We start from the raw sequence: 21,721 nt of genomic DNA, 5'->3' as shown, positions 1-21,721 counted from the left end.
GGGGGCCCGCTTCCCGACGTCAGGCGTCGATGCGTTCCCGGTCCAGGCTGGACGCGCCGGCAATGATGAAGTCCTTGCGCGGGGACACGTCGGAGCCCATCAGCAGGTCGAAGATCTCCTCTGCCTGCTTGGCGTTCTCGATGCCCACCTTGCGCAGGGTGCGGTGCCGCGGGTCCATGGTGGTCTCGGCCAACTGCTCGGCATCCATCTCGCCCAGGCCCTTGTAGCGCTGGATGGGCTCCTTGTACCGTTTGCCTTCCTTGGCCAGCCGGGCCAGGAGGACGTGGAGCTCCGCCTCCGAGTAGGTATAGATCATCTCGTTGGCCTTCTGGCCGGCGTTGATGACCTCCACGCGGTGGAGGGGCGGGACCGCGGCGAAGACGCGGCCCTCTTCGATCATGGGGCGCATGTAGCGGAAGAAGAGCGTCAGGAGCAGCGTGCGGATGTGGGCGCCGTCAACGTCGGCGTCCGTCATCAGGATCACCTTGCCGTAGCGGGCGGCGCTGATGTCGAAGCTGCGGCCGGAGCCAGCGCCCACCACCTGGATGAGGGCTGCGCATTCGGCGTTGGAGAGCATGTCCCCCACCGAGGCCTTCTGCACGTTGAGGATCTTGCCGCGGATGGGCAGCAGGGCCTGGAAGTCGGAGGACCTGGCCAGCTTGGCGGTTCCCAGCGCCGAGTCGCCTTCCACGATGAACAGTTCAGAACGTCCGACGTCGTCCGTCCGGCAGTCAGCCAGCTTGGTGGGCATGGAGGAAGTTTCCAGGGCGTTCTTGCGCCGCTGGGTTTCCTTGTGCACGCGCGCCGAGATGCGCGATTTCATCTCGCTGACGATTTTTTCCAGCAGGAGCGCGGACTGGGCCTTGTCGTTCCTGTTCGCCGAGCCGAGCTTGGCCGTGATTTCGCGCTCCACCACCTTGGCCACGATCGCGCGGACGGCCGAGGTGCCGAGGATCTCCTTTGTCTGGCCCTCGAACTGCGGCTCGGCCAGCCGTACCGTCAGGACAGCAGTCAGGCCCGCGAAGATGTCGTCCTTTTCAATTTTGTCGTTGCCGGCCTTGAGCTTGCGGGCATTGGTTTCCACGGCCTTGCGGAACGTCTTGACCAGGGCCTGCTCGAAACCCGACTGGTGGGTTCCGCCCTTGGGGGTGGAGATGATGTTGACGAAGCTCCGCACGGTGCTGTCGTAGCCGATCCCCCAGCGCAGGGCAACGTCCACCTCGCAGTCGCGTTCCACCTCGGCGAGCTGGCTGTGCCCGCGTTCGTCCAGCACCGGAACGGTCTCCTTGAACTTCCCGGAGCCGTGCAGCCGCCAGACGTCGGTGACGGCCGGGTCTGCGGCCAGGAACTCGACGAACTCGGAGATCCCGCCGTCGTGGTGGAAGACTTCCTCGTGCGGCCCGGACTCACCGGCGGTTCCGGGGACCCTGCGCTCGTCACGGACCGTCAGCTTCAGGCCCGGCACCAGGAAGGACGTTTGCCGCGCCCGGGCAGCGAGTTCGTCGTAGGAGAACTTGGCGTCCGGGGTGAAGATCTGCCGGTCGGCCCAGTACCGGATGCGGGTGCCCGTGACGCCGCGCTTGGCCTTGCCCACCACGTCCAGGACGGAATCGTCCACGAACGGAGTGAAGGGTGCGGCGGGGTCGATCCTGGAGCCAACGTCCTTGAAGCGTCCGGGCTCGCCGCGCCGGAAGGACATCTTGTAGGTTTTGCCGCCGCGGTCCACTTCGACGTCGAGGCGGGAGGACAGCGCGTTGACCACGGACGCGCCGACGCCGTGCAGGCCGCCGGAGGCGGTGTAGGAGCCGCCGCCAAACTTGCCGCCGGCGTGGAGTTTCGTGAAGACCACCTCGACGCCGGTCAGGCCAGTCTTGGGTTCCTTGTCGATGGGGATGCCGCGGCCGTCGTCGTGGATCTCGACCGAGTTGTCTGCGTGGAGGATGATCCTGATGTCGTGGCCGAATCCGGCCAGGGCCTCGTCCACGGAGTTGTCGATGATCTCCCAGAGGCAGTGCATAAGTCCGCGTGAGTCTGTGGATCCGATGTACATGCCCGGGCGCTTACGGACAGCCTCGAGGCCCTCCAATACAGACAGGTGCCGGGCGGTGTAATCAGAACTTGGTGCCACTGGTGATGAACTCCTTCAGGGACGGAAACAGCAGGCTGGAATCGCTTCCTCTAGGGTAGTCGGCCCGGAGCCGGGCGGACGGCTGCCACACCTGGCGGTGGCTGTGGAGCGCGCCACGCCGGTGGTGCCGGCGGCTGCTGCGGCGAACTTGAGCCAACTTTGCGGATACGCGCACAGCGAACTTGCCCCATCCTTGCGATGGTTTTGTTACGAATGCTGGTTATATAGACGTACTGATCTACTAAGGAGGCCGACATGACAACAGCAGTGGCAGACCGCACACTCAATGCACTCGACCGGTGCGACCGTTGCGGAGCGCAGGCCTACGTCCGGGTTGTATTGGAGTCCTCCGGCGGTGAACTGCTGTTCTGCGGCCACCATGCCCGTGCAGTGGAGGCCACCCTCAAGCCGTTGAGCTCCGACTGGCACGACGAGACGGGCAAGCTTCACGAGAAGGCCGTCGTAGAAATCGACTAGGTTCCCGAAGCTGTTGGGACCCCACCGCAAGGTGGGGTCCCAATCCTTTTAAGCACCAACCTTCAGCGTCGCCCTGGGCCCACCCGCAACGGTTCCGCCCGCTACGGCGGAAACCCAAAGCGGCCCGCCGGCTGCCGCGCCTGGGGCGCGGCGGCTGGCTGGCCGCTTTGTTGACCGGACCTGGCTTTAGTCCAGGTAGTCCCGGAGCACCTGCGACCGCGACGGGTGGCGGAGCTTGGACATGGTCTTCGATTCGATCTGGCGGATACGCTCGCGCGTGACTCCGTAGACCTTTCCGATTTCGTCTAAAGTCTTCGGCTGACCATCGGTCAGGCCGAAGCGCATGGCCACGACGCCGGCTTCGCGTTCGGACAGCGTGTCCAGGACGGAGTGCAGCTGCTCCTGCAGAAGCGTGAAGCTCACGGCGTCCGCCGGTACCACGGCTTCGGAGTCCTCGATCAGGTCGCCGAACTCGGAGTCGCCGTCCTCGCCCAGGGGTGTGTGGAGCGAGATGGGCTCGCGGCCGTACTTCTGGACTTCAACAACCTTCTCGGGAGTCATGTCCAGTTCGAGGGCCAGCTCTTCAGGCGTGGGTTCGCGGCCCAGGTCCTGCAGCATCTGGCGCTGGACGCGGGCCAGCTTGTTGATAACCTCCACCATGTGCACGGGGATACGGATGGTGCGTGCCTGGTCAGCCATGGCGCGGGTGATCGCCTGGCGGATCCACCAGGTGGCGTAGGTGGAGAACTTGAAGCCCTTGGTGTAGTCGAACTTCTCCACCGCACGGATGAGGCCCAGGTTGCCTTCCTGGATGAGGTCCAGGAACAGCATGCCGCGGCCGGTGTAGCGCTTGGCCAGCGAGACCACCAGGCGGAGGTTCGCTTCGAGGAGGTGGTTCTTGGCGCGCTTGCCGTCATGGATGATGAATTCGAGCTCACGCTTGTACTTCGGATCCATGGAGCCGTCGTCGGCGTTGATCTTTTCCTCGGCAAACAGGCCGGCTTCGATCCGGAGCGCCAGGTCCACTTCCTGCTCTGCGTTGAGCAGCGCGACCTTTCCGATCTGCTTCAGGTAGTCCTTGACGGGGTCGGCGGTAGCCCCGGCGGACATGACCTGCTGCACGGGTGCGTCGTCGTCGTCGGCGTCCGAATAGACGAAGCCCTTGCCCGAGCCGGCAGCTCCCTTGGCTGGATCTGCTTCGGCGTCCTCCTCGATGACCTCAGGTCCTTCGAGGATGATGTCGTCGAGCTCTTCCTCGACTTCTTCTACATCGTCCGCGCCACCGGCCGCAGACTTGCCGGCAGCCTCGGCAGCTGCCTTTGCACCGGGCTTGGGGCCGCGCTTCTTGGGCTCGCGCTTGCCGTCCGCGGCCTCACCGGCAGATGCCTTGTTGGCTGCCCGCGTAGCTGCCCGCTTGGCGTTGGTCGCAGCCTGCTTCTCCTCGGCGGACAGTTCGTCCTGGGCGGCGGGGTCCTTCTTCGTGGAAGACGGGGTCACAGAAAACCTTTCTAGCGGTGGTCTGTGGAATCACCATACGGGCAACACCACTATGACCCTGTCAAGTCCGTGGTGAAAACCAAGCGCCACCACGGCCGGCAGAGTCTATTAAGACAACTGCCGGAGCCGCTGTAATGTTCCCCGAAGGGCACAATCCTGAGCGCTCGATACACGGACCCAACCGGGTCTCGGCATCCATTGTCTCATGATTTCCCCGATTCCGGCCTCCCCGCCGTTCTCCGCCGCCACAGGGGCCGCCGCCCCGGGCCCGCGGCACCCTCCCCGCCATCCTGCGTGTGGCCCTAGGCGGCGTCAGGACCGAATTTCTGCCACGCAGCTTCCTTCCGGGCCGCCCAGCCGCAGATGGTGCCTCGGTGGACCATTTCCAGCAGCAGCTCGGCCAGCCGATACCCGGGTTCGATCTCAAGGGCCTGCGCCAGGTGGGCTGCCGAGAACGAACCGCGGCCCCGGCACCAGGCGATCCAGCCCCTTCCCGTGAGCGAGGCTGCGGCTGCCGGGCCGCCGGCCGCGGCCAGCTGCTGGAGTACGAGATCCAGCGCGTCGAGCCTCTCCCAGTCCGGAACGGCGGGCTGGATCCCCATCAGGACATCGCCATAGCAAGGAACCCCAACCTCCAGCACCCGGCCGCTTACGCCACCGCCAAGCCCGGCCACTTCCTCGGCGGGGCCTGCTCCCGGGGGTCCTGCCGGCGGCGCCACGGGATCCAGGCGGCACTCATCGCGAAAGATGGCGAACTGCTCAGCCCCGGCTTCCGCTGCCCTCCGTCCGGCGGCGGCCATCATCAGGACGGCATCCCGCCATCCCGGCACCAGCAGGGTTGCCCGCAGGAAACCGTCGCGGTCAGCCTCGGGAAGCCATGGTTCACCCGGCGGACGGTTAAGCAGGGCCGTCCAGAGCCCGAGCACGGCGTCAAACTGCCCCCTGCTTCCTCGGCGAAGGTCCAGTTCCGCCGACCACGCCTCCTCCGCCTCCCGGACGGCAGCACAGTGGAGGCTGGAACCCGGCAGGACCGCGGCCGGCTGTTCATGCGGCGGCGGACCCACGCTGCTTCCGCGGTACACCATTTCGGCGTTCAGGGTGCTGTCCCGGATCTCCTGGACCGGACGTCCTGGAAAAGGGCAGCAGGCGGGATCGGCACAAAAGGCGTCCCGCCAGTACTCGCTGCCGACGTACCAGGCGTCCCTTACCGGCATTCCCGCATGGTCCAGCGTCCATTGCAACTCCGCGAGCAGGCTGCCGTAGCCGTCCGGACCCGCCAGCCAGCCGTTGTTCGTGAAAAGTGCCAACAGCGACCCGTCGGCGTGCTGGTCCGCTTCAAGGTAGGCGCAGACCGTCCGGGCAAAAGCGGCGGGCTGCGCAAGGACCTCCGGAGCGGGAAGGTCCAGCCTGAGCGTGGCGCCCAGCCGTTTGCCCTGCAACGTCATGGCAACCAGGCTTGCGGACGGCCAGTAGCCCAGCGAATGGGGAATGAAGCCCAGGACGTCTTGCGGGCTGCGGACTGTCAGGTGTTCTGGAGGTGTCATGCCTCCAGCCTTCGCTGGCTTCCGATGCCGGGTAAGGCCCGCCGTCGGCTATGTGAAGAAACCTGCCCTGTGCAGGACTGGTCGGTGCAGGACTAGTCGGTGCAGGACTAGTCGGCGTCATCCACAGGCGTTGGCTGCCGGCGACGGGCGAGGTTTTCCCGCCGCTGGCGGGCAATGGCGCTGCGCAGCGGTGGAACAACGACGCCCTGCGCGGCCATCTGCCGCCGCACTTTGCGCCGGCAGACCAGCATCGCCGCCGCACCTGATCCGAGCAGCAGGAACTGGACGCTCAGCGCAATGCGGAACGGATCCAGGCCATACAGCACGCCGTTGGAGAAGCCGCTGGCAAACAGGACGTCCAGCACCAGCCCGATCAGGAAGATCGCAACAAGGGCTGCGATGAACCCGCCCACGTTGACAATGCCCGTCGCTGTTCCGATCCGGTGCGCCGGGTTGAACGTCCGCGCAAAGTCGAAGCCGATCATCGAGCCGGGGCCGCCGACGGCAAGCACCACGACAAGGCCGGCCAGCAGCCACAGGGGCGCCTGTCCGGGAGTCAGCAGGACGGCAGCCCATGCCCCGGCGGTGGCGCCGGCAATGAGCAGGACCATGGTGGAACGCCGCAGCGGATGCCGTGAAACGAAGCGCCCGATGAAGGGACCTACGGCCATTGCGGCGGCGACGTACAGCGCCATGAGTGCGGCCACTGTTCCGGCGTCCAGCCCTTGGCCGGAAATGAGGAAGGGGTAGCCCCAGGTCATCGCAAACACTGTGCCGCTGAACTGGATGGTGAAGTGGCTCCACATGCCCAGCCGTGTTCCCGGCTGGCGCCACGCCCGGGCAAGTGACGCACCCGTAGCCCGCAGGCCCTGCTTCGCGTGTGGCCGTTCGGTGCCTGGCGGTGCATCCTGCAGGAGCAGCAGGACCAGGACGACGGCGAAGGCTGACAGGCCTGCCAGCATCAGGAACGCGGGGGTCCAGCCTGAGAGATGCAGGACGAAGGCGAACGGGATCACGCTGAACAGTTGACCGAGCTGGCCTGACATGCCCGTGAGCTGGGTCACCAGGGGCACCCGGGCAGGAGCAAACCACAGCGGAATGAGGCGGATCACAGAGATGAATGTCATGGCGTCCCCGGCCCCCACCAGCACCCGGCCTGCGACTCCCCCGGGAATGGTGTCGGCAAAAGCCAGCTGGAGCTGGCCCAGCCCCATCAGGGCCGCACCGCCGGCGATCATGGCGCGAGAGCCGAACCTGTCCACCAGCAGGCCAACGGGAATCTGGAGTCCGGCGTAGACCAGGAGCTGGAGGACGGTGAAGAACGAGATCGCTGACGCGCTGGCCTGGAACCGCTCGGTGGCTTCCAGTCCCACTACGCCAAAGGACGTCCGCTGCGCCACCGCTACCAGGTACCCAAAAATTCCGATGGTCCAGATAAGCCAGGCGCGGGGTGCAGTCACCACTTCATTATGCCCGGGCGGCGGCCGGAGGCCTTTATTGGTCCAGCCCCTTTATTGACCCGGGTTCTCCCGTGCCAGGTACGCTTCCACCGCGGCGCCGAGGTCGTCGGCATTGGGCAGTTCGTCGTTCTCGTCCGCCAGGAGCGAGCGGCGAACTGTGCCCTCCGCCTTTTCGTCATAGCGGGTCTCCAGCCGCGACACCACCTGCTGGACTTCCTCGGAGGCATCAATCTGTTCGGCGATCTGGCGGCTGACTTCACGGCCCGCTTCGCGGAGCCTGTCCGAGGGCAGCATCAGCGAGGCGGCTGCGCCAAGGTATTCCAGGCCGGCGACGGCGGCCGTGGGGTATTCCGCCTCGGCCAGGTAGTGGGGCACGTGGATGACATAACCGGCCACATTCCGTCCGGCCTCCATCAGGCGGAGTTCGAGGATGTGGCCCACGGCTGCGGGAACCTCCACGGTGGGCTTCCACACGGAGATGCCTTCGATCAGCTCCGGCCGGTTCCCGTGCACCGTGACGCCCACCGGGCGGGTGTGCGGAACCGGCATCGGAATGGAGTGGATCCAGGTGACCAGGTTGACATCCAGTTGCTCCACGATGCCCACCACGGCGCGTGCGAAGCGTTCCCACTGCAGGTCCGGTTCGAAGCCGGCCAGCAGGAGGAAAGGCTTACCCAGCCCGTCGACGAGGCGGTATAGGGCCAGTTTCGGTTCCTGGTAATCCTGGAGGTGGTCCTCCACGAACGTCAGGTGCGGCCTGCGCGAGCGGTAGTCGATCAGCTGGTCGGCATCGAACACCGCCACCGGCTCGGCGTCGAGCGAGTCCAGCAGCTCCGCGTTGATCTGCTTCACCACGTGGCCGGCATCGGCGAATCCCGTGAAGCCCATCACCAGGTTCAGCCCGCGGAGCCCGGGGCTGTGGAACAGCCCAATGTTGCTCGCGTAGAGCGCGCCGGGGTCCAGCAGGGAGCCGGAGATCCGTTCAAGCACGGCATGTTCCTTTCACAGGTGCGGGTGGACATTCTTTTACAACGCCCCGGGACGGCCGCGCATTCCGGCACCCGGTGTGGCGCACCTCTCACGAAATTCCCCCGGCGCGGCGGCTACGGGCTACGATCGGAACTGGCCTGCCAGACGGGCCTGCAGACACCCGGACTGCGTTCCGAACGGCCGTACCCGGGCAACCATGGCAGAACGCCGAACATGCACCCCTGCCCGAACATCTTTCGAGAATCGAGGACTGACCCCGTGGTCAAGAATACTGAAATCAACCTTAGTACCCTCTCGCGGGACCTGAAGAAGAGCCCCAGCGACGCGGTGGTCATAGGCGTTGGGCAGGGTGCAGACGGTCCCGTCCTCCTGGAGAACCCGCTGACTGCCAGGTCCGCCGAGGCACTCGCGGATTCGCTCAAGGCGCTCGGGGTCACGGGCGCGGCCGACCAGCTGGTGCGCCTGCCGGGCCTGCCGGAAACCGGCGCGGGTGTCCTGGTCCTGGCCGGCGTGGGCAAGGTATCGGCTGCGGAACCGCTTGCCGGGGAAGCACTGCGCCGGGCGGCCGGTTCCGCCATCCGCCAGCTCGCCGGTTTCGCCACGGTCGCGTTGGCGTTTCCGACGGCGACAGTCACCGACGTCGCAGCGGTGGCCGAAGGTGCCGCCATGGGGGCCTATTCCTTCACCGAGTTCCGGACCTCCAGGGACGGCCTGAAGGATCCGGTCCGCAATGCGGTTATTTTCACCGACCTGGCTGACCAGAAGGAACTTGGCCCCGTCCTTAAGAGGGCGGCGTTGATCGGGAAGGCGGTCAACGCCACCCGTTCCCTGGTGAACCAGCCGCCCAGCCACCTCTACCCCGAGTCCTTCGCCGAAGCTGCAAAGGACCTGGCCAAGGGCCTGCCCGTCAAGGTGACCGTCTGGGACGAGAAGCGCCTCGAGAAGGAGGGCTTCGGCGGCATCATGGGCGTGGGCAAGGGCTCCGCCCGCCAGCCGCGCCTCGTCAAGGTGGAATACTCTCCCGCCAAGGCAACGTCAAAGATCGCGCTCGTCGGCAAGGGCATCACCTTTGACACCGGCGGAATCTCCATCAAGCCGGCCCTTGGCATGGGCGACATGAAGAGCGACATGGCGGGCGCCGCCGTCGTCCTTAATACTGTGCTGGCCCTCGCGGGACTCGGCCTGCCGGTCAAGGCAACCGCCTGGCTGTGCATCGCCGAGAACATGCCCTCCGGCGCCGCATCACGTCCGGCTGACGTCCTGATGATGTTCGGCGGCAAGACCGTGGAGGTCCTGAACACCGACGCCGAAGGGCGCCTGGTCATGGCCGACGGCATCGTTGCCGCCAGCGCCGAGTACCCGGACGCCATCATCGACGTCGCAACCCTCACCGGGGCGCAGTTGATCGCCCTGGGGAACCGGACCGCGGGCGTCATGGGATCGGACAGCGTGACCGGCCCGCTCAAGGCCGCAGCGGACCGGGCCGGAGAGCTCGTGTGGCCGATGCCGCTTCCCGAGGAACTGCGGCCCAGCCTTGATTCCCAGGTGGCCGACCTCGCGAACATCGGCGAACGCCACGGCGGCATGATGACCGCGGCCGTTTTCCTCCGTGAGTTCGTGGGTAAGGGCAAGGACGGGGAACAGATCCCCTGGGCCCACATCGACATCGCCGGGCCCTCCTTCAATAACGGGAGCCCCTATGGCTACACGCACAAGCAGGGAACGGGCTGCACGGTCCGGACGCTGGTGGCCTACGTGGAGGACATCCTGGCTGCTGCTGCCTGACATCCGGCGGCCGGCACCGTGCTGGCACGCGGCTTTGCGGGACCGGTGATCCCTGTGCCACAAAGCCGCGTGACACTCGACACAAGCGCTCCACAAACGTGGTGCCAGGGTGGAGCATGGATAAGTGGTTCGCTAAGGTGAACCACGGTAGTCACAAATGCAAGAGAATTGGCCTGCTGGAATAATCACGGCAGTGCAGGTTCCAAGACCAGATGATGCGCAGGACCGCGTCATCGTTCACGCGAGGGAGCGTTTAAGTGGCCGATCAGGCAACTGCGCAAGAATTCGACATCCTGGTACTCGGTGGCGGCAGCGGCGGATACGCCGCCGCGCTGCGGGCAGTACAGCTTGGCCTCACCGTCGGCCTCGTGGAGAAGGCAAAGCTGGGCGGCACCTGCCTCCACAACGGCTGCATCCCCACCAAGGCCCTCCTGCACTCTGCGGAGCTGGCCGACCACGCCCGTGACTCCGCCAAGTACGGCGTGAACGTCACCCTTGACAGCATCGACATCAACGCTGTCAACGCGTACAAGGACGGCATCATCGCCGGCAAGTACAAGGGCCTGCAGGGCCTCATCAAGTCCAAGGGCATCACTGTCATTGAAGGTGAAGGCAAGCTCCAGGGCACCGACACCGTCGTGGTGAACGGCACCGCGTACAAGGGCAAGAACATCGTCCTGGCCACCGGTTCCTACTCCCGCACCCTCCCGGGCCTGGAGCTCGGCGGCAAGGTCATCACCTCGGACCAGGCCCTCACCATGGACTTCATCCCCAAGAGCGCCATCATCCTGGGCGGCGGCGTAATCGGCGTCGAGTTCGCCTCCGTCTGGAAGTCCTTCGGCGTGGACGTCACCATCGTGGAAGGCCTGCCCTCGCTGGTTCCCAACGAGGACGCCACCATCGTCAAGAACTTCGAGCGTGCCTTCAAGAAGCGCGGCATCAAGTTCTCCACCGGCGTTTTCTTCCAGGGCGTCGAGCAGAACGAGGACGGCGTCAAGGTCACCCTGGTGGACGGCAAGACCTTCGAAGCCGACCTCCTCCTGGTTGCCGTGGGCCGCGGCCCCGTCACCGCCAACCTTGGCTACGAGGAAGCCGGCGTCACAATCGACCGCGGCTTCGTCATCACCAACGAGCGCCTGCACACCGGCGTCGGCAACATCTACGCAGTGGGCGACATCGTGCCCGGCGTCCAGCTCGCACACCGCGGCTACCAGCAGGGCATCTTCGTGGCCGAGGAAATCGCCGGCCTGAAGCCCGTGATCGTCGAGGACATCAACATCCCGAAGGTCACCTACTCCGAGCCCGAAATCGCCACGGTTGGTTACACCGAAAAGGCCGCGAAGGAAAAGTTCGGCGAGGACCAGGTACAGACGCAGGAATACAACCTGGCCGGCAACGGCAAGAGCTCCATCCTGGGCACCTCCGGCCTGGTCAAACTGGTCCGCCAGAAGGACGGCCCCGTGGTGGGCGTCCACATGATCGGCGCCCGCATGGGCGAGCAGGTGGGCGAAGCCCAGCTGATCGTGAACTGGGAAGCCTACCCCGAGGATGTGGCGCAGCTGGTGCACGCCCACCCCACCCAGAACGAAGCCCTGGGCGAAGCCCACCTGGCACTCGCGGGCAAGCCCCTTCACGGCTAGTCTCCCCCAAGCACCACAGGGCCTGGTGCACCCGGCACGGAATGCCGGGTGCACTAGGCTGGCCAACAAGGCAGCAATCATCCGCACTAAAGATCAATAAGGAGAACGGGGACGACATGTCTGAATCCGTTAACTTGCCCGCCCTCGGTGAGAGCGTCACCGAAGGAACCGTCACCCGCTGGCTCAAGCAGGTAGGTGACCGGGTAGAGGTGGACGAGCCCCTGCTCGAAGTCTCCACCGACAAAGTAGACACTGAAATCCCCTCTCCTGTAGCTGGCGTGATTGAGGAAATCCTGGTCGCCGAGGACGAGACCGCCGAGGTCGGCGCTCCCCTGGTCCGCATCGGCGACGGCTCCGGTGGCGGTGCACCCGCCGCAGAAGCTCCTGCCGAAGAGGCCCCGGCTGCTGGGCAGGCCGCCCCCGCCGAGGCCCCGTCCACCGAGGCCCCCGCACCGGACGAAGCCCCTGCACAGGAAGCAGCGCCCGAAGAGGCACCGGCCCAGCAGGCTCCCGCTGCAGGCGGCGGCGAGGGCCACGAGGTCACCCTCCCGGCCCTCGGCGAGAGCGTCACCGAAGGCACCGTCACCCGCTGGCTGAAGGCCGTCGGGGACACCGTGGAGGTGGACGAGCCCCTGCTGGAGGTGTCCACCGACAAGGTCGACACCGAAATCCCCTCCCCCGTGGCCGGTACGCTCCAGGAGATCCGCGTCAACGAGGACGAGACCGCAGAGGTTGGCTCCGTCCTGGCCGTCATCGGCTCAGGCGCGGCTGCCGCTCCGGCACCTGCAGCACCGCAGGCCGCCCCCGCCCAGGAGGCACCGAAGCAGGAAGAGCCCAAGCAGGAGGCACCGAAGCAGGAAGCCCCCGCAGCAGCACCGGCAGCAGCGCCGGCCCCCGCGGCAGCGCCTGCACCGGCGAGTGCACCGCAGTCCGCCCCGGCCGCAGCCGAGGCACCCGCTGCCGGCGGCGAATCCGGCTACGTGACTCCCCTGGTCCGCAAGCTGGCAAACCAGCACGGCGTGGACATCACCTCCCTCTCGGGTACCGGCGTCGGCGGCCGCATCCGCAAGCAGGATGTCATTGCTGCGGCCGAAGCAAAGGCTGCACCGGCCGCCGCTCCAGCCGCTTCGGCCCCGGCAGCACCCGCCGCCGCAGCATCCAACGGCGCGGTCTCCTCGCTGCGCGGCACCACGCAGAAGGCTCCGCGCATCCGCCAGGTCATAGCCCGCCGCATGCGCGAGTCCCTTGAGGTTTCCACGCAGCTGACGCAGGTCCACGAAGTGGACATGACCAAGGTGGCCAAGCTCCGCGCCCGGGCCAAGAACTCGTTCCAGGCGCAGAACGGCGTGAAGCTGACCTTCCTGCCGTTCATCGCCAAGGCAGTGGCCGAGGCCCTCAAGCAGCACCCCAAGCTCAACGCTGCGTACGACGAGGAAAAGCAGGAGATCACCTACCACAACGCGGAGCACCTGGCGATCGCCGTCGACACCGACAAGGGCCTGCTGGTCCCGGTCATCTCCGACGCCGGCAGCCTGAACCTCGCCGGCCTGGCCGGCAAGATCGCCGACGTTGCCAGCCGCACCCGCGACGGCAAGATCGGCCCGGATGAACTGTCCGGCGGCACGTTCAGCATCACCAACATCGGCTCGGTCGGGGCCCTGTTCGACACCCCGATCATCAACCAGCCGCAGGTAGGCATCCTCGGCACCGGCGCCATCGTCAAGCGTGCCGTGGTTGTTTCCGATGAAAACGGCGACGACTCGATCGCCATCCGCTCCATGATGTACCTGTCCCTGACGTACGACCACCGTCTGGTGGACGGCGCGGACGCCGGCCGGTTCCTCCAGACCCTGAAGGCACGCCTTGAAGAAGGCGCCTTCGAGGCTGATCTGGGCCTGTAACGGACCAAAACGTACGACGGCGGTGCAGGCACCGGTGGAAATCCACCGGGCGGCCTGCACCGCCGTCGGCGTTTAACTACTACAGGCTGTAGAATCTCTGGCTACACTGGTCCCATGAACATCGTCTATAACATCGTGGTTTTCCTGCACATCGTCGGCGCCGCCATGATCGTGGGCATCTGGATCGGCCAGATGAAGAAGCCCACCGTCCACCCCCGCCAGTTCGACGGCGCCATGCTCCAGCTCCTCACCGGCGTCGCCCTGATGGGCCTGATCCCGGCCCTGGACATGGACGCCAACTACTTCAAGCTCGGCATCAAGTTCGCCGTTGCCCTCGCCGTGGGCGTGCTGGCCTTCATCGGCCGCCGGAAGTACAAGAAGGGCGAGGACATCAGCGCGGGCCTGGCGCACGGCGTCGGCGGCCTCGCGCTGCTGAACATCGCCATCGCGACCCTCTGGAAGTAACGCCGGCCGCTGACGCGATCACGGCGACGTCCCCCTCAGCCGGGGGCGTCGCCGTCGTCATGTCCCGCCGTCGTTATGTCCCGCCGTCGCTATGTATTGGCCGCGGTGGCTACCCGCCTGCCCTGGTCACAATCCTCTGACAGCGGACAGCTGGTGCACGGCTCCCGGGAAGTCCCTAGGATGGGAGACGGCGGGGCCAGGCACTGGCCTGCCCCGGTTCGAATCGACTTGAGGAGTGGTTATGGCAGCAACACGCACCGCGCACACGGTATGGAACGGCGACCTGATGACGGGTTCGGGGAACACCACGCTGGACAGCTCAGGCCTGGGCACCTACGAGGTCACCTGGAAGGCCCGTACCGAGGCTTCCGGCGGCAAGACCAGCCCTGAAGAACTTATTGCCGCAGCCCACTCGGCCTGCTTCTCCATGGCCTTCAGCCACGCGCTGGCCCAGGCCGGCCACGCGCCGGAGGAAGTCAACACCAAGGCGGACGTCACCTTCGTTCCGGGCACCGGCATCACTGGCAGCCACCTGACCATGTCCGCCCGGATCCCCGGCATCTCCGAAGAGGAATTCCAGAAGATCGCCGCTGAAGCGAAGGTGGGCTGCCCGGTCTCCGGCGCCCTCGCAAGCATCGACATCACCCTGGATGCGACGCTGCAGTCCTGACCCTGGGCTCCTGATCCAGCCCTGATCCAGGGCTGACGGCAAAAGGCCCTGCCTGACCGGAATCTTTCCGGCCAGGCAGGGCCTTTTTGCTGTTTCGGGTGCCTCGCTGGCGCCCCCGGGCTGCTCCCCGGTCAGTTCCCCTGGCGGCGCGCCGGGAGCGGAGCCGGCCGCAGGCGTCGGTACCCTTCGCGGGCCGGCGGGCGGTCCGTGGGCAGCTCCTGGACCATTTCCTTCAGCGCACCGATGCCGTACTCCAGCTGGGGGTCGCGGCCCGCGGCATAGGCATGCGGCGGGTAGGTGACCTCGATGTCCGGATCCACACCGTAGTTCTCCACGCTCCAGCCCACCCCGCCGCCGAACCAGGTGGCGTACCGCGGCTGCGTCACGCCGGTGCCGTCGGCGAGGGAGAACCGGTTGTCAATGCCCACCACACCGCCCCAGGTGCGCGTGCCGATGACCGGACCGATACCCCGCAGCTTTGACACCTGCGTGATGATGTCACCGTCAGAACCGGCGAATTCGTCCGCCAGGATGATCACCGGGCCGCGTGGCGCGTGGTGCGGGTAGGTCCGCGGCTTTTCCCCGCGCGGCATGCTCCACCCGGTCACCTTGCGGCCGATCAGTTCCGCCACCAGCTGCGAGGTGTGGCCTCCGCGGTTCCGGCGGACATCGACGATGAGGCCGTCCAGCGCAGTCTCGGTGTCAAGGTCCCGGTGCAGCTGCGCCCAGCCGTTGGCCATCATGTCCGGGATATGCAGGTAGCCGAACGTGCCCGCCGAGGCCTCCCGGACGGTGCGCCGGTTTGAGGCCACCCATTCCTGGTACCGGAGTCGCTCCTCGTCCTTGATGGGAACGACGGCGACGCGGCGCTGGGTGCCTGCGGCGGCCCCGTGCGCCGAACCGTTCAGGAGGGTCAGCTCCACTGCGCGTCCGGCCGCACCCACCAGCTGCATGGCCGGGGTGACAGCTTCGGACAACGGCACGCCGTCGATGGCCAGCAGGACGTCGCCGGCCTTCGCCCCCACTCCCGGCCTGGTCAGGGGTGACGTGGCCAGCGGATCGGAAGACTCACCGGCCAGGATCCGGGTGATCTCCCACCCGGCGGCGGTGCAGGCCAGGTCCGCGCCCAGCCTGCCCTGGCCGTGGCTGCCGTTTTCGGTGACCGGAGCCGGCCGGACGTAGGCGTGGGACGTGCCCAGCTCGCCGTGCAGCTCCCAGAGGAGGTCAACCAGGTCATCGTGCGAGCCCAGGCGTTCCACGAGCGGACGGTAGCGGCGGTGGATGGAGTCCCAGTCCTGCCCGGCCATGTCCTCGGTCCAGAAGAAATCGCGCTGCAGCCGCCAGGCCTCGTCAAAGGCCTGGCCCCAAACACTGAGCGGGTCCATCATCACCCGGATCCGGCCCAGGTCAACCTTGACCAGCTTCCCGGACTCCTCATCCGTCTTGGCGTCGGCGGGGACCACCGTGACCTGCTTGTCCGAGATCAGCACCACCTTGCTGCGGTCCCCTGACAGCCGGTAGCTGTCCAGCGCGTCCACGAGGGTGGCCTGCTTGCGCCGGCCGAGGTCGAACCGGACCAGGCTTGGCCGGGAGTCCTTGTCCTCCTGGCTGGCCTTTCCATCACCGGTAACGCCGGCCAGGGCCCAGTCGAGCCACAGCAGCGCGCCCTCGGCGGCCTTCAGGGATGTGTAGTTGCCCTGCGGCACGGGCACGGTGATGACCCGGTGCGCCAGGCCTTCGGGGTCTACCCGGACCTCCGGCTGCTCCGGGCCGCCCTCGTCCTTCCGGCCTGCCTCACCAGCGGACGGCGTGTCCGCCCCTTCGGAGTCCACGGCGGGGCCGAAGGGCGACGGCGTGTCCGCAGCGAGTGCCACAAGGTACGGCTTGATGGGGCTGGGGAAGGAGAGGTCGAAGGAATGTCCGTCGTACACCGGGTCAAAGCTGCGGTTGGACAGGAAGGCCAGGAACTTCCCGTCCGGGGTGAAGGCCGGGGACTGGTCGCAGAAGCGGCCATCGGTGACGTCCACCGGGGCGGCGCCGGGCTTTGCAATGCTGGCCAGCCGCAGCCGGCTGCGGGAGCCGAAGGACGTGACTGGTTCCGACCATACGAGCCACTGCGAGTCTCCGGACCATGCGAGGTCGGCCACCGTGCCCTCACCGATGCTTGACAGGAGTGTCAGTTCTCCCGTCTGCGTGTCCGCCACGTAGACCTCACCGAAGGACGTCCCGAGGGCTATCCGGCGGCCGTCCGGGCTCGCCTCCAAGGCACTGGCGCGCGAGGGCTTGGGGAAAGCGATGCGGGTTGCGGCCGGACCTGCCGGTGCTTCCGCAGCTGGTGCGCCGGATCCAGGCGCGACGTCGGCCTGCTCGTCCGAGGCGTGGACGGCCGGGGCGTTCCCGGCAAGCACGCCGGCGCCGGCAGCCGGGACGGGCTGCGGCAGCACCACGCTTTCCCCTTGACCCGCTGTATCCGGACGCCCGTCCCCGCTTTCCGTGCCCGCGGCATGGGGGCTGCGTGCATCGGTGCCGTGTGCTGCGGCAGGCTGCGGCACAGGGGCGGCAATGTCCTTGATGTACAGCGCCTCCACACCGTCGTGGTCTGCCAGGTAGGCGATCCTGCCGTCACCAAGGGGCCGGGGCAGCCGGGCGCGGACCCCCGGCGTGGCTTCGATGATGCGCGACGGGCCATCCTTGTGCCGGAGCCAGTGGATGGTGCCGTGGGATTCCACCGCGCTGGCTGAGCCGCATGCGTCCGGTACCACTGCGCCGAGGTGCTTGGCTGCTTTCAGCAGTGCCGGGCGCCGGGACTGTGAGGCGGAGCCCAGGCTGATGTCCAGCCGGACGGCGTCGGAACTGAGATCGTGCAGCACCCAGAGTTCGCCCGCGGACTCGAAGATGACGCGCTTGCCGTCGGTGGAGGCGTGCCTGACGTAGAAGTCCTCGTGGTCCGTGTGCCGGCGCAGGTCCTTTCCGCCGGGCAGGACCGAATACAGGTTCCCGTAACCCTCGTGGTCGGAAAGGAACGCAATGCGGCCGTCCACCCACATGGGGTCAGCGAGGTTGCCCTCAAGCTCCGGAAGGAGCCGCTCGAATTCCCCGTTTCCATCCGTGTCGATCCACAGCTTCCCCGTCGTGCCTCCGCGGTAGCGCTTCCACCAGGCCGGTTCCCGGGACAGCACGCTGCCCACCACCACGGGGCGCTCGTCGCCCACTTCGGGGCCAAAAGCCACGGACTCGACTGGTCCGAACGGGAGTTCCTCCGCCCAGCCGCCCTCCAGGGGCACGCTGTAGGCATGCGTGTGCCTGCTTTCGGCCTGCCGGAAGGCGCTGGTGACCACCACCGAACCGCCGGCCGTAAAGCCCTTGACCCTTGTGGTGCTGTGGCCGAAGTAGGTCAGCTGGCGGTACCCGCCGCCGTCGACCTTTGCAGAGACCACTTCAGGTGCCGTTCCCTGGACCACCGTCCACACCAGCCGCTTGCCGTCGGGGGTGAAGCGGGGGTTGCGGGCGGGCAGTTGGAGCGCGGAGACACGCCAGGCGCGGCCGCCGCCCAGGGGCGCAATCCATACGTCATCCTCGGCCACGAAAGTGACCAGATCGCCATGCAGATGCGGGAAACGGAAGTAGCTCGAAAAGGTCATCGTTCGATCATAGTCAACCCTTCTGCGGCCGGTCGGGAGGTGCCGCAGGGGCCGTGGCGTGGTGAGATGGACCATGCGCATCGTCATGGCCGGGGCCTCCGGGCTGATCGGCAAATCCATGTCAGCAACGTTCCGGAACGCGGGACACGACGTCGTGTCCCTGGTCAGGCGGGCCCCCGGCAAGGCGGCGGAAGTCCGCTGGAACCCGGCCGCGGGCGAACTGGACCCACAGGCCCTCGCCGGGGCGGGCGCCGTCGTCAATCTCTCCGGCGCCGGCATCGGTGACAGGCCGTGGACCCGCAAGCGCGTCGAGGAGCTCTTCAGCTCGCGGGTGGACTCGACGCGTACCCTCACCCGGGCAATGCAGCAGCTTGATTCCCCGCCGCCTGTCCTGCTGAGCCAGTCAGGCTCCAACTACTATGGCGACGCCGGAAATACGGTGCTCCGCGAAGATGCGCCGCGCGGTTCCGGAACGCTGGCCGCCATCTGCGGGGAGTGGGAGGACGCCGCCGCCACCGCTCCCCCGGGTGTACGGGTGGTGGTGACGCGGACGGGCGTGGTCCTCAGCCGCAAGGGAGGCGCCCTGGGCAGGCTGCTGCCCCTGATCCGGCTGGGCGTCGGCGGGCCGCTGGGGAACGGCCGACAGTATTGGCCCTGGATAACCCTTCCGGACGTGTCGGCGGCGTCCCTCTTTCTGCTGGAGTCCGGTATCAGCGGCCCGGTCAACGTCTGCGCTCCCCAACAAACCGACGTCAACGCGCTGGTCGGGGAAATCGCCCACGCACTGCACCGGCCCTCGGCCCTGCGGGTCCCGGCCCCCGTCCTGCGGCTGCTGATGCGCGATCTGGCGGAGGAACTCCTGCTGTCCAGCCAGCGCATGGAACCTGCGGTGCTGCAGGCGGAAGGGTTTGTGTGGCAGCATCCCACGCTGGCCCAGGCCGCGCAGTGGGTTGCCGGCAGGGACAAGGTTGCAGGCAAGGAAGGCGCCGGCCTGGGCTGACCAGCCCGGCGGCCGGATCAGCCGGGTCAGCCGGGTCAGCTTCCCGGCAGGATGTCGCTGATCCGCCACGTACCGTCCTCGGCCACAAGTACCAACCTGAGCTGGAGCGCGCCCGCCGCCGGCCCCTTGCCGATGACGGCGCCCCGGGCATCCTTCACCTCATATGCAGAGGAACCCGAGAGAAGGCGCACCACGGCACGGGCGGCGGTTGCACCGTCCTCGGTCCGGAGCTCGTCAATGTTGCTGGAGAACCCGGCCAGGACGTGGCCGGACCTGCGAAGGGGTTCCGCCGTCTGCTGGTCCGTTGCCGCCGCCGGCGAACCCTTGGCATTGACCTCGTCCAGCAGTTCCCACTGGCCCCCGCTGAAGGCGAGGTCCCGCAGGCGGGCCAGGCCTTCGACAGCCTGGACGGGATCGGCGGCCCCGGCCTGGTGCCTGGCCGCACCCGCCGGGCCTGTCCCTCCTTCGGTCCCGGCCGCTGCCGGTGGCGGTCCGGCGGGGGCAGCGGCTGATCCCGGTGCGGGGGCAGATTCGGCGGGCGTGCCTCCGGTTCCGGAAAGCCACCACAGGCCGGCAGCTGCCACAGCCACTGCGGCCGGCAGCAGGCGCAGCACCCGCACACGGCGCCGGACCCCGCCGGCCGGTGTGCGCGCGCCGGGAGCTGTGCGCGCGTGTTTGCCCTGGGAAGGGTGGGCTTCACCCGCTGTGTCCGGGAAAGGCATGCGTTGCCTCGGCTGGGGCAGCCGCACCCACGCCGCAGTGGCGATCCGCCTGACAGCGGCCGCGGCTTTGTCCTGCACTGCTCCGCGCCGGGAGGGCGCCGGGACGTGCCGGCGGGTCATCAACTCCGGGATCACCGTGGGATGGACCGAGGCCGCGAGATCCAGCGGCCGGGGCGATGCGCTGCGGTAGACGGCTATGGCCAAGGACGCCGCCGTGGGCCGGCTCCTCCGGTCCTCGTTGAGGCCGGCCTCCAAGGCGGCCGCAAGCGCCCGCGGAACCTCCGGAACCAGGAGGGACAGCGGCGGGCGGTCAGCCGTCCGTGGCGGAGCCTGGCCGGTGAGGCAGAACCAGCCAAGTGCCGCCGTCGAATACACATCCCGTTCCGGCTGCAGGCCCCGCACCGCGTCCACCGGGGCCGGGTCCACGAAGCCGGGCGTCCCGGAACGCCCGGCGCTGCCGGGGTCACCCAACATGCGCGCAATGCCGAGGTCGGACAGCAGCGGCTTGCCCTGTCCGGTGAACAGGACGTTTCCCGGAGAGACATCCGAGTGGGTAAATCCTTTGCCGTGCAGGTAGCCCAGGACCTGGGCCAGGGGCGTCAGCACTGTCACTGTCTCCCCAATACTGAGCCGGCCGCGGCTGGCTACCAGGGCTGCCAGGGACCCGCCTGGCGCGTAGTCCATGACCAGGGCCGTTCCGCCGTCCGGCGGCCCGGGCAGCCGGACGGCATCATGCGCTTTGACCAGATGCTGGTGGTCCAGGGCAGACAGGATCCGGATCTCGCGCCGCACCGCGTCCTCCGTGACCGCTTCGGCACCCTCTACCCCGCCCGGGCCCGGGCGGAAGCATTTCACCGCGAAGTTCCGCCCCGTCCTTTGCTCCCTGGCCAGCCAGACAAGCGCACTGCCGCCCTGCCCAAGCAAGCGTTCGACGGCGAAGCCCGGCACCTCGGGTGCCTGCAAATCTTCCATGGCTTATGTCTAGCCGAATTTGGCGGGGCCCGCAGAAGTTATCCACAGGCCCCGCAGCCGCGCTCCGCACCGGCGTCGGGCAGCCTGTGACGTGCCTCCAGCGGATGGGTGAGCTTAAGCACTAAACCGGGCCGGGAACGCCACGGGGTCTAAGCTGGATGCCATGACTCTTGAGTTTTCACAGCTGGGTCTTGCTCCCGATTTTGTCGATTACACCCGTGGTTGGGAAATCCAGGGCGAACTCCATGACAAAGTGGTCGCGGGGGTGGCCCCCAGCACCGTCCTCCTCCTGGAACACGCACCGGTTTACACCGCCGGCAAGCGGACCGAGGACCACGAACGGCCGTTCGACGGCACCCCGGTGGTCCCGGTGGACCGCGGCGGGAAACTGACCTGGCATGGTCCGGGCCAGCTGGTGGGATACCCCATCATCAAACTGAAGAACCGGGCAGGCATCCGTGATTATGTCGAACGCCTGGAATCGGTGATTATTGCCGTTCTTGCCGACTACGGGATCAACGCCGTCCGCATCAAAGGCAGGGCCGGAGTCTGGATCACCGCAGACAGCAAGGGCCCGGACCGGAAGATCGCTGCCATTGGCATCCGGGTGCACGAAGGCGTAACAATGCACGGCTTCGCCATCAACTGCAACAACGAGCTTGCACCGTATTCACAGATCATCGCCTGCGGAATCACGGATGCCGGCGTGACAACCATTACCCAGGAAACCGGCCAGGATGTTGCCCCTGCCGACCTTGTTTCCCGGGTCATCGAAGAACTTCGCAAGAATGAAGACGCCCTGGTCGCTACCCCCGAAGGAGCTCTACTG

15 protein-coding genes are annotated in these 21,721 nt (G+C 67.2%); 8 read left to right on the top strand and 7 right to left on the bottom strand.

The genetic code is table 11. The annotated features are described in order from the left end of the window. Nucleotides 1-19 precede the first annotated feature (19 nt). On the bottom strand, nt 20-2,128 hold the full coding sequence (locus tag FHJ30_RS08605) for a type IIA DNA topoisomerase subunit B (protein WP_139028898.1): 2,109 nt from the start codon (nt 2,126-2,128) through the stop codon (nt 20-22). Between the two features lie 255 nt (nt 2,129-2,383). Between FHJ30_RS08605 and FHJ30_RS08600 the strand changes: the two genes are divergently transcribed. Beyond that, nucleotides 2,384-2,605 carry a hypothetical protein gene (locus FHJ30_RS08600; protein WP_139028897.1) on the top strand — a complete coding sequence of 74 codons (222 nt, stop codon included), beginning with the start codon at nt 2,384-2,386 and terminating at the stop codon, nt 2,603-2,605. 186 nt (nt 2,606-2,791) lie between these two features. Here the strand turns inward: FHJ30_RS08600 and FHJ30_RS08595 are convergent, their stop codons facing one another. The 4 genes from FHJ30_RS08595 to FHJ30_RS08580 form a co-directional block, all read right to left on the bottom strand. Next, the gene (locus tag FHJ30_RS08595; protein ID WP_139028896.1) at nt 2,792-4,102 is read right to left on the bottom strand and encodes an RNA polymerase sigma factor; all 1,311 of its coding nucleotides are present in this window, start codon (nt 4,100-4,102) and stop codon (nt 2,792-2,794) included. Between the two features lie 302 nt (nt 4,103-4,404). Next, nucleotides 4,405-5,646, bottom strand: coding sequence for a DUF4192 family protein (locus FHJ30_RS08590; RefSeq protein ID WP_139028895.1), 1,242 nt, complete (start codon nt 5,644-5,646; stop codon nt 4,405-4,407). A gap of 107 nt (nt 5,647-5,753) precedes the next feature. Continuing rightward, nucleotides 5,754-7,106, bottom strand: a complete 1,353-nt coding sequence (locus FHJ30_RS08585; protein ID WP_139028894.1) for a nitrate/nitrite transporter — start codon at nt 7,104-7,106, stop codon at nt 5,754-5,756. A 51-nt stretch (nt 7,107-7,157) separates the two neighbouring features. Further along, complete coding sequence (locus tag FHJ30_RS08580; RefSeq protein WP_139028893.1) at nt 7,158-8,096, bottom strand: proteasome assembly chaperone family protein; 939 nt, start codon at nt 8,094-8,096, stop codon at nt 7,158-7,160. A gap of 258 nt (nt 8,097-8,354) precedes the next feature. Here FHJ30_RS08580 and FHJ30_RS08575 point away from each other — a divergent pair, with 258 nt between their 5' ends. The 5 genes from FHJ30_RS08575 to FHJ30_RS08555 all read left to right on the top strand — a co-directional run bounded on the left by FHJ30_RS08575 (nt 8,355) and on the right by FHJ30_RS08555 (nt 14,557). Further along, on the top strand, nt 8,355-9,881 hold the full coding sequence (locus tag FHJ30_RS08575) for a leucyl aminopeptidase (RefSeq protein WP_139028892.1): 1,527 nt from the start codon (nt 8,355-8,357) through the stop codon (nt 9,879-9,881). Between the two features lie 257 nt (nt 9,882-10,138). Then, nucleotides 10,139-11,521, top strand: a complete 1,383-nt coding sequence (gene lpdA / locus FHJ30_RS08570) for a dihydrolipoyl dehydrogenase (protein ID WP_139028891.1) — start codon at nt 10,139-10,141, stop codon at nt 11,519-11,521. Nucleotides 11,522-11,637: 116 nt separating this feature from the next. Next, complete coding sequence (gene sucB / locus FHJ30_RS08565; RefSeq protein ID WP_139028890.1) at nt 11,638-13,422, top strand: 2-oxoglutarate dehydrogenase, E2 component, dihydrolipoamide succinyltransferase; 1,785 nt, start codon at nt 11,638-11,640, stop codon at nt 13,420-13,422. Between the two features lie 114 nt (nt 13,423-13,536). Then, entirely contained in the window at nt 13,537-13,887 is a 351-nt protein-coding gene (locus tag FHJ30_RS08560; protein ID WP_139028889.1) for a hypothetical protein, read from the top strand. A gap of 241 nt (nt 13,888-14,128) precedes the next feature. Further along, complete coding sequence (locus tag FHJ30_RS08555) at nt 14,129-14,557, top strand: OsmC family protein (RefSeq protein WP_139028888.1); 429 nt, start codon at nt 14,129-14,131, stop codon at nt 14,555-14,557. A 131-nt stretch (nt 14,558-14,688) separates the two neighbouring features. On the opposite strand, the gene FHJ30_RS08550 is transcribed toward FHJ30_RS08555, so the two are convergent. Next, nucleotides 14,689-18,198 (bottom strand): S41 family peptidase, encoded by a 3,510-nt coding sequence (locus FHJ30_RS08550; RefSeq protein WP_139028887.1) that lies wholly within the window; start codon nt 18,196-18,198, stop codon nt 14,689-14,691. 73 nt (nt 18,199-18,271) lie between these two features. Here FHJ30_RS08550 and FHJ30_RS08545 point away from each other — a divergent pair, with 73 nt between their 5' ends. Further along, a complete protein-coding gene (locus FHJ30_RS08545) occupies nt 18,272-19,198 on the top strand; it encodes a TIGR01777 family oxidoreductase (protein WP_139029037.1) in 927 nt (308 codons plus the stop codon). 35 nt (nt 19,199-19,233) lie between these two features. On the opposite strand, the gene FHJ30_RS08540 is transcribed toward FHJ30_RS08545, so the two are convergent. Continuing rightward, a complete protein-coding gene (locus FHJ30_RS08540; protein ID WP_139028886.1) occupies nt 19,234-20,892 on the bottom strand; it encodes a serine/threonine-protein kinase in 1,659 nt (552 codons plus the stop codon). A 163-nt stretch (nt 20,893-21,055) separates the two neighbouring features. Here FHJ30_RS08540 and lipB point away from each other — a divergent pair. Then, nucleotides 21,056-21,721: lipoyl(octanoyl) transferase LipB (lipB, locus tag FHJ30_RS08535; RefSeq protein ID WP_139028885.1), on the top strand; the 666-nt coding region annotated here is incomplete at its 3' end.

This window comes from Arthrobacter sp. BB-1 (genome assembly GCF_006151685.1).
Taxonomy (GTDB): Bacteria; Actinomycetota; Actinomycetes; order Actinomycetales; family Micrococcaceae; genus Arthrobacter.
Note: the sequence above shows the minus strand (reverse complement) of the source record. Positions and strands in the feature narration are given on the sequence as shown.

Bases quoted from the DNA above. Each gene is read 5' to 3' on its own strand.
- FHJ30_RS08560 (WP_139028889.1), top strand. From the start codon at position 13,537: ATGAACATCGTCTATAACATCGTGGTTTTCCTGCACATCGTCGGCGCC.
- FHJ30_RS08600 (WP_139028897.1), top strand. From the start codon at position 2,384: ATGACAACAGCAGTGGCAGACCGCACACTCAATGCACTCGACCGGTGC.
- FHJ30_RS08545 (WP_139029037.1), top strand. From the start codon at position 18,272: ATGCGCATCGTCATGGCCGGGGCCTCCGGGCTGATCGGCAAATCCATG.
- sucB (WP_139028890.1), top strand. From the start codon at position 11,638: ATGTCTGAATCCGTTAACTTGCCCGCCCTCGGTGAGAGCGTCACCGAA.
- FHJ30_RS08555 (WP_139028888.1), top strand. From the start codon at position 14,129: ATGGCAGCAACACGCACCGCGCACACGGTATGGAACGGCGACCTGATG.
- FHJ30_RS08540 (WP_139028886.1), bottom strand. From the start codon at position 20,892: ATGGAAGATTTGCAGGCACCCGAGGTGCCGGGCTTCGCCGTCGAACGC.
- FHJ30_RS08550 (WP_139028887.1), bottom strand. From the start codon at position 18,198: ATGACCTTTTCGAGCTACTTCCGTTTCCCGCATCTGCATGGCGATCTG.
- FHJ30_RS08590 (WP_139028895.1), bottom strand. From the start codon at position 5,646: ATGACACCTCCAGAACACCTGACAGTCCGCAGCCCGCAAGACGTCCTG.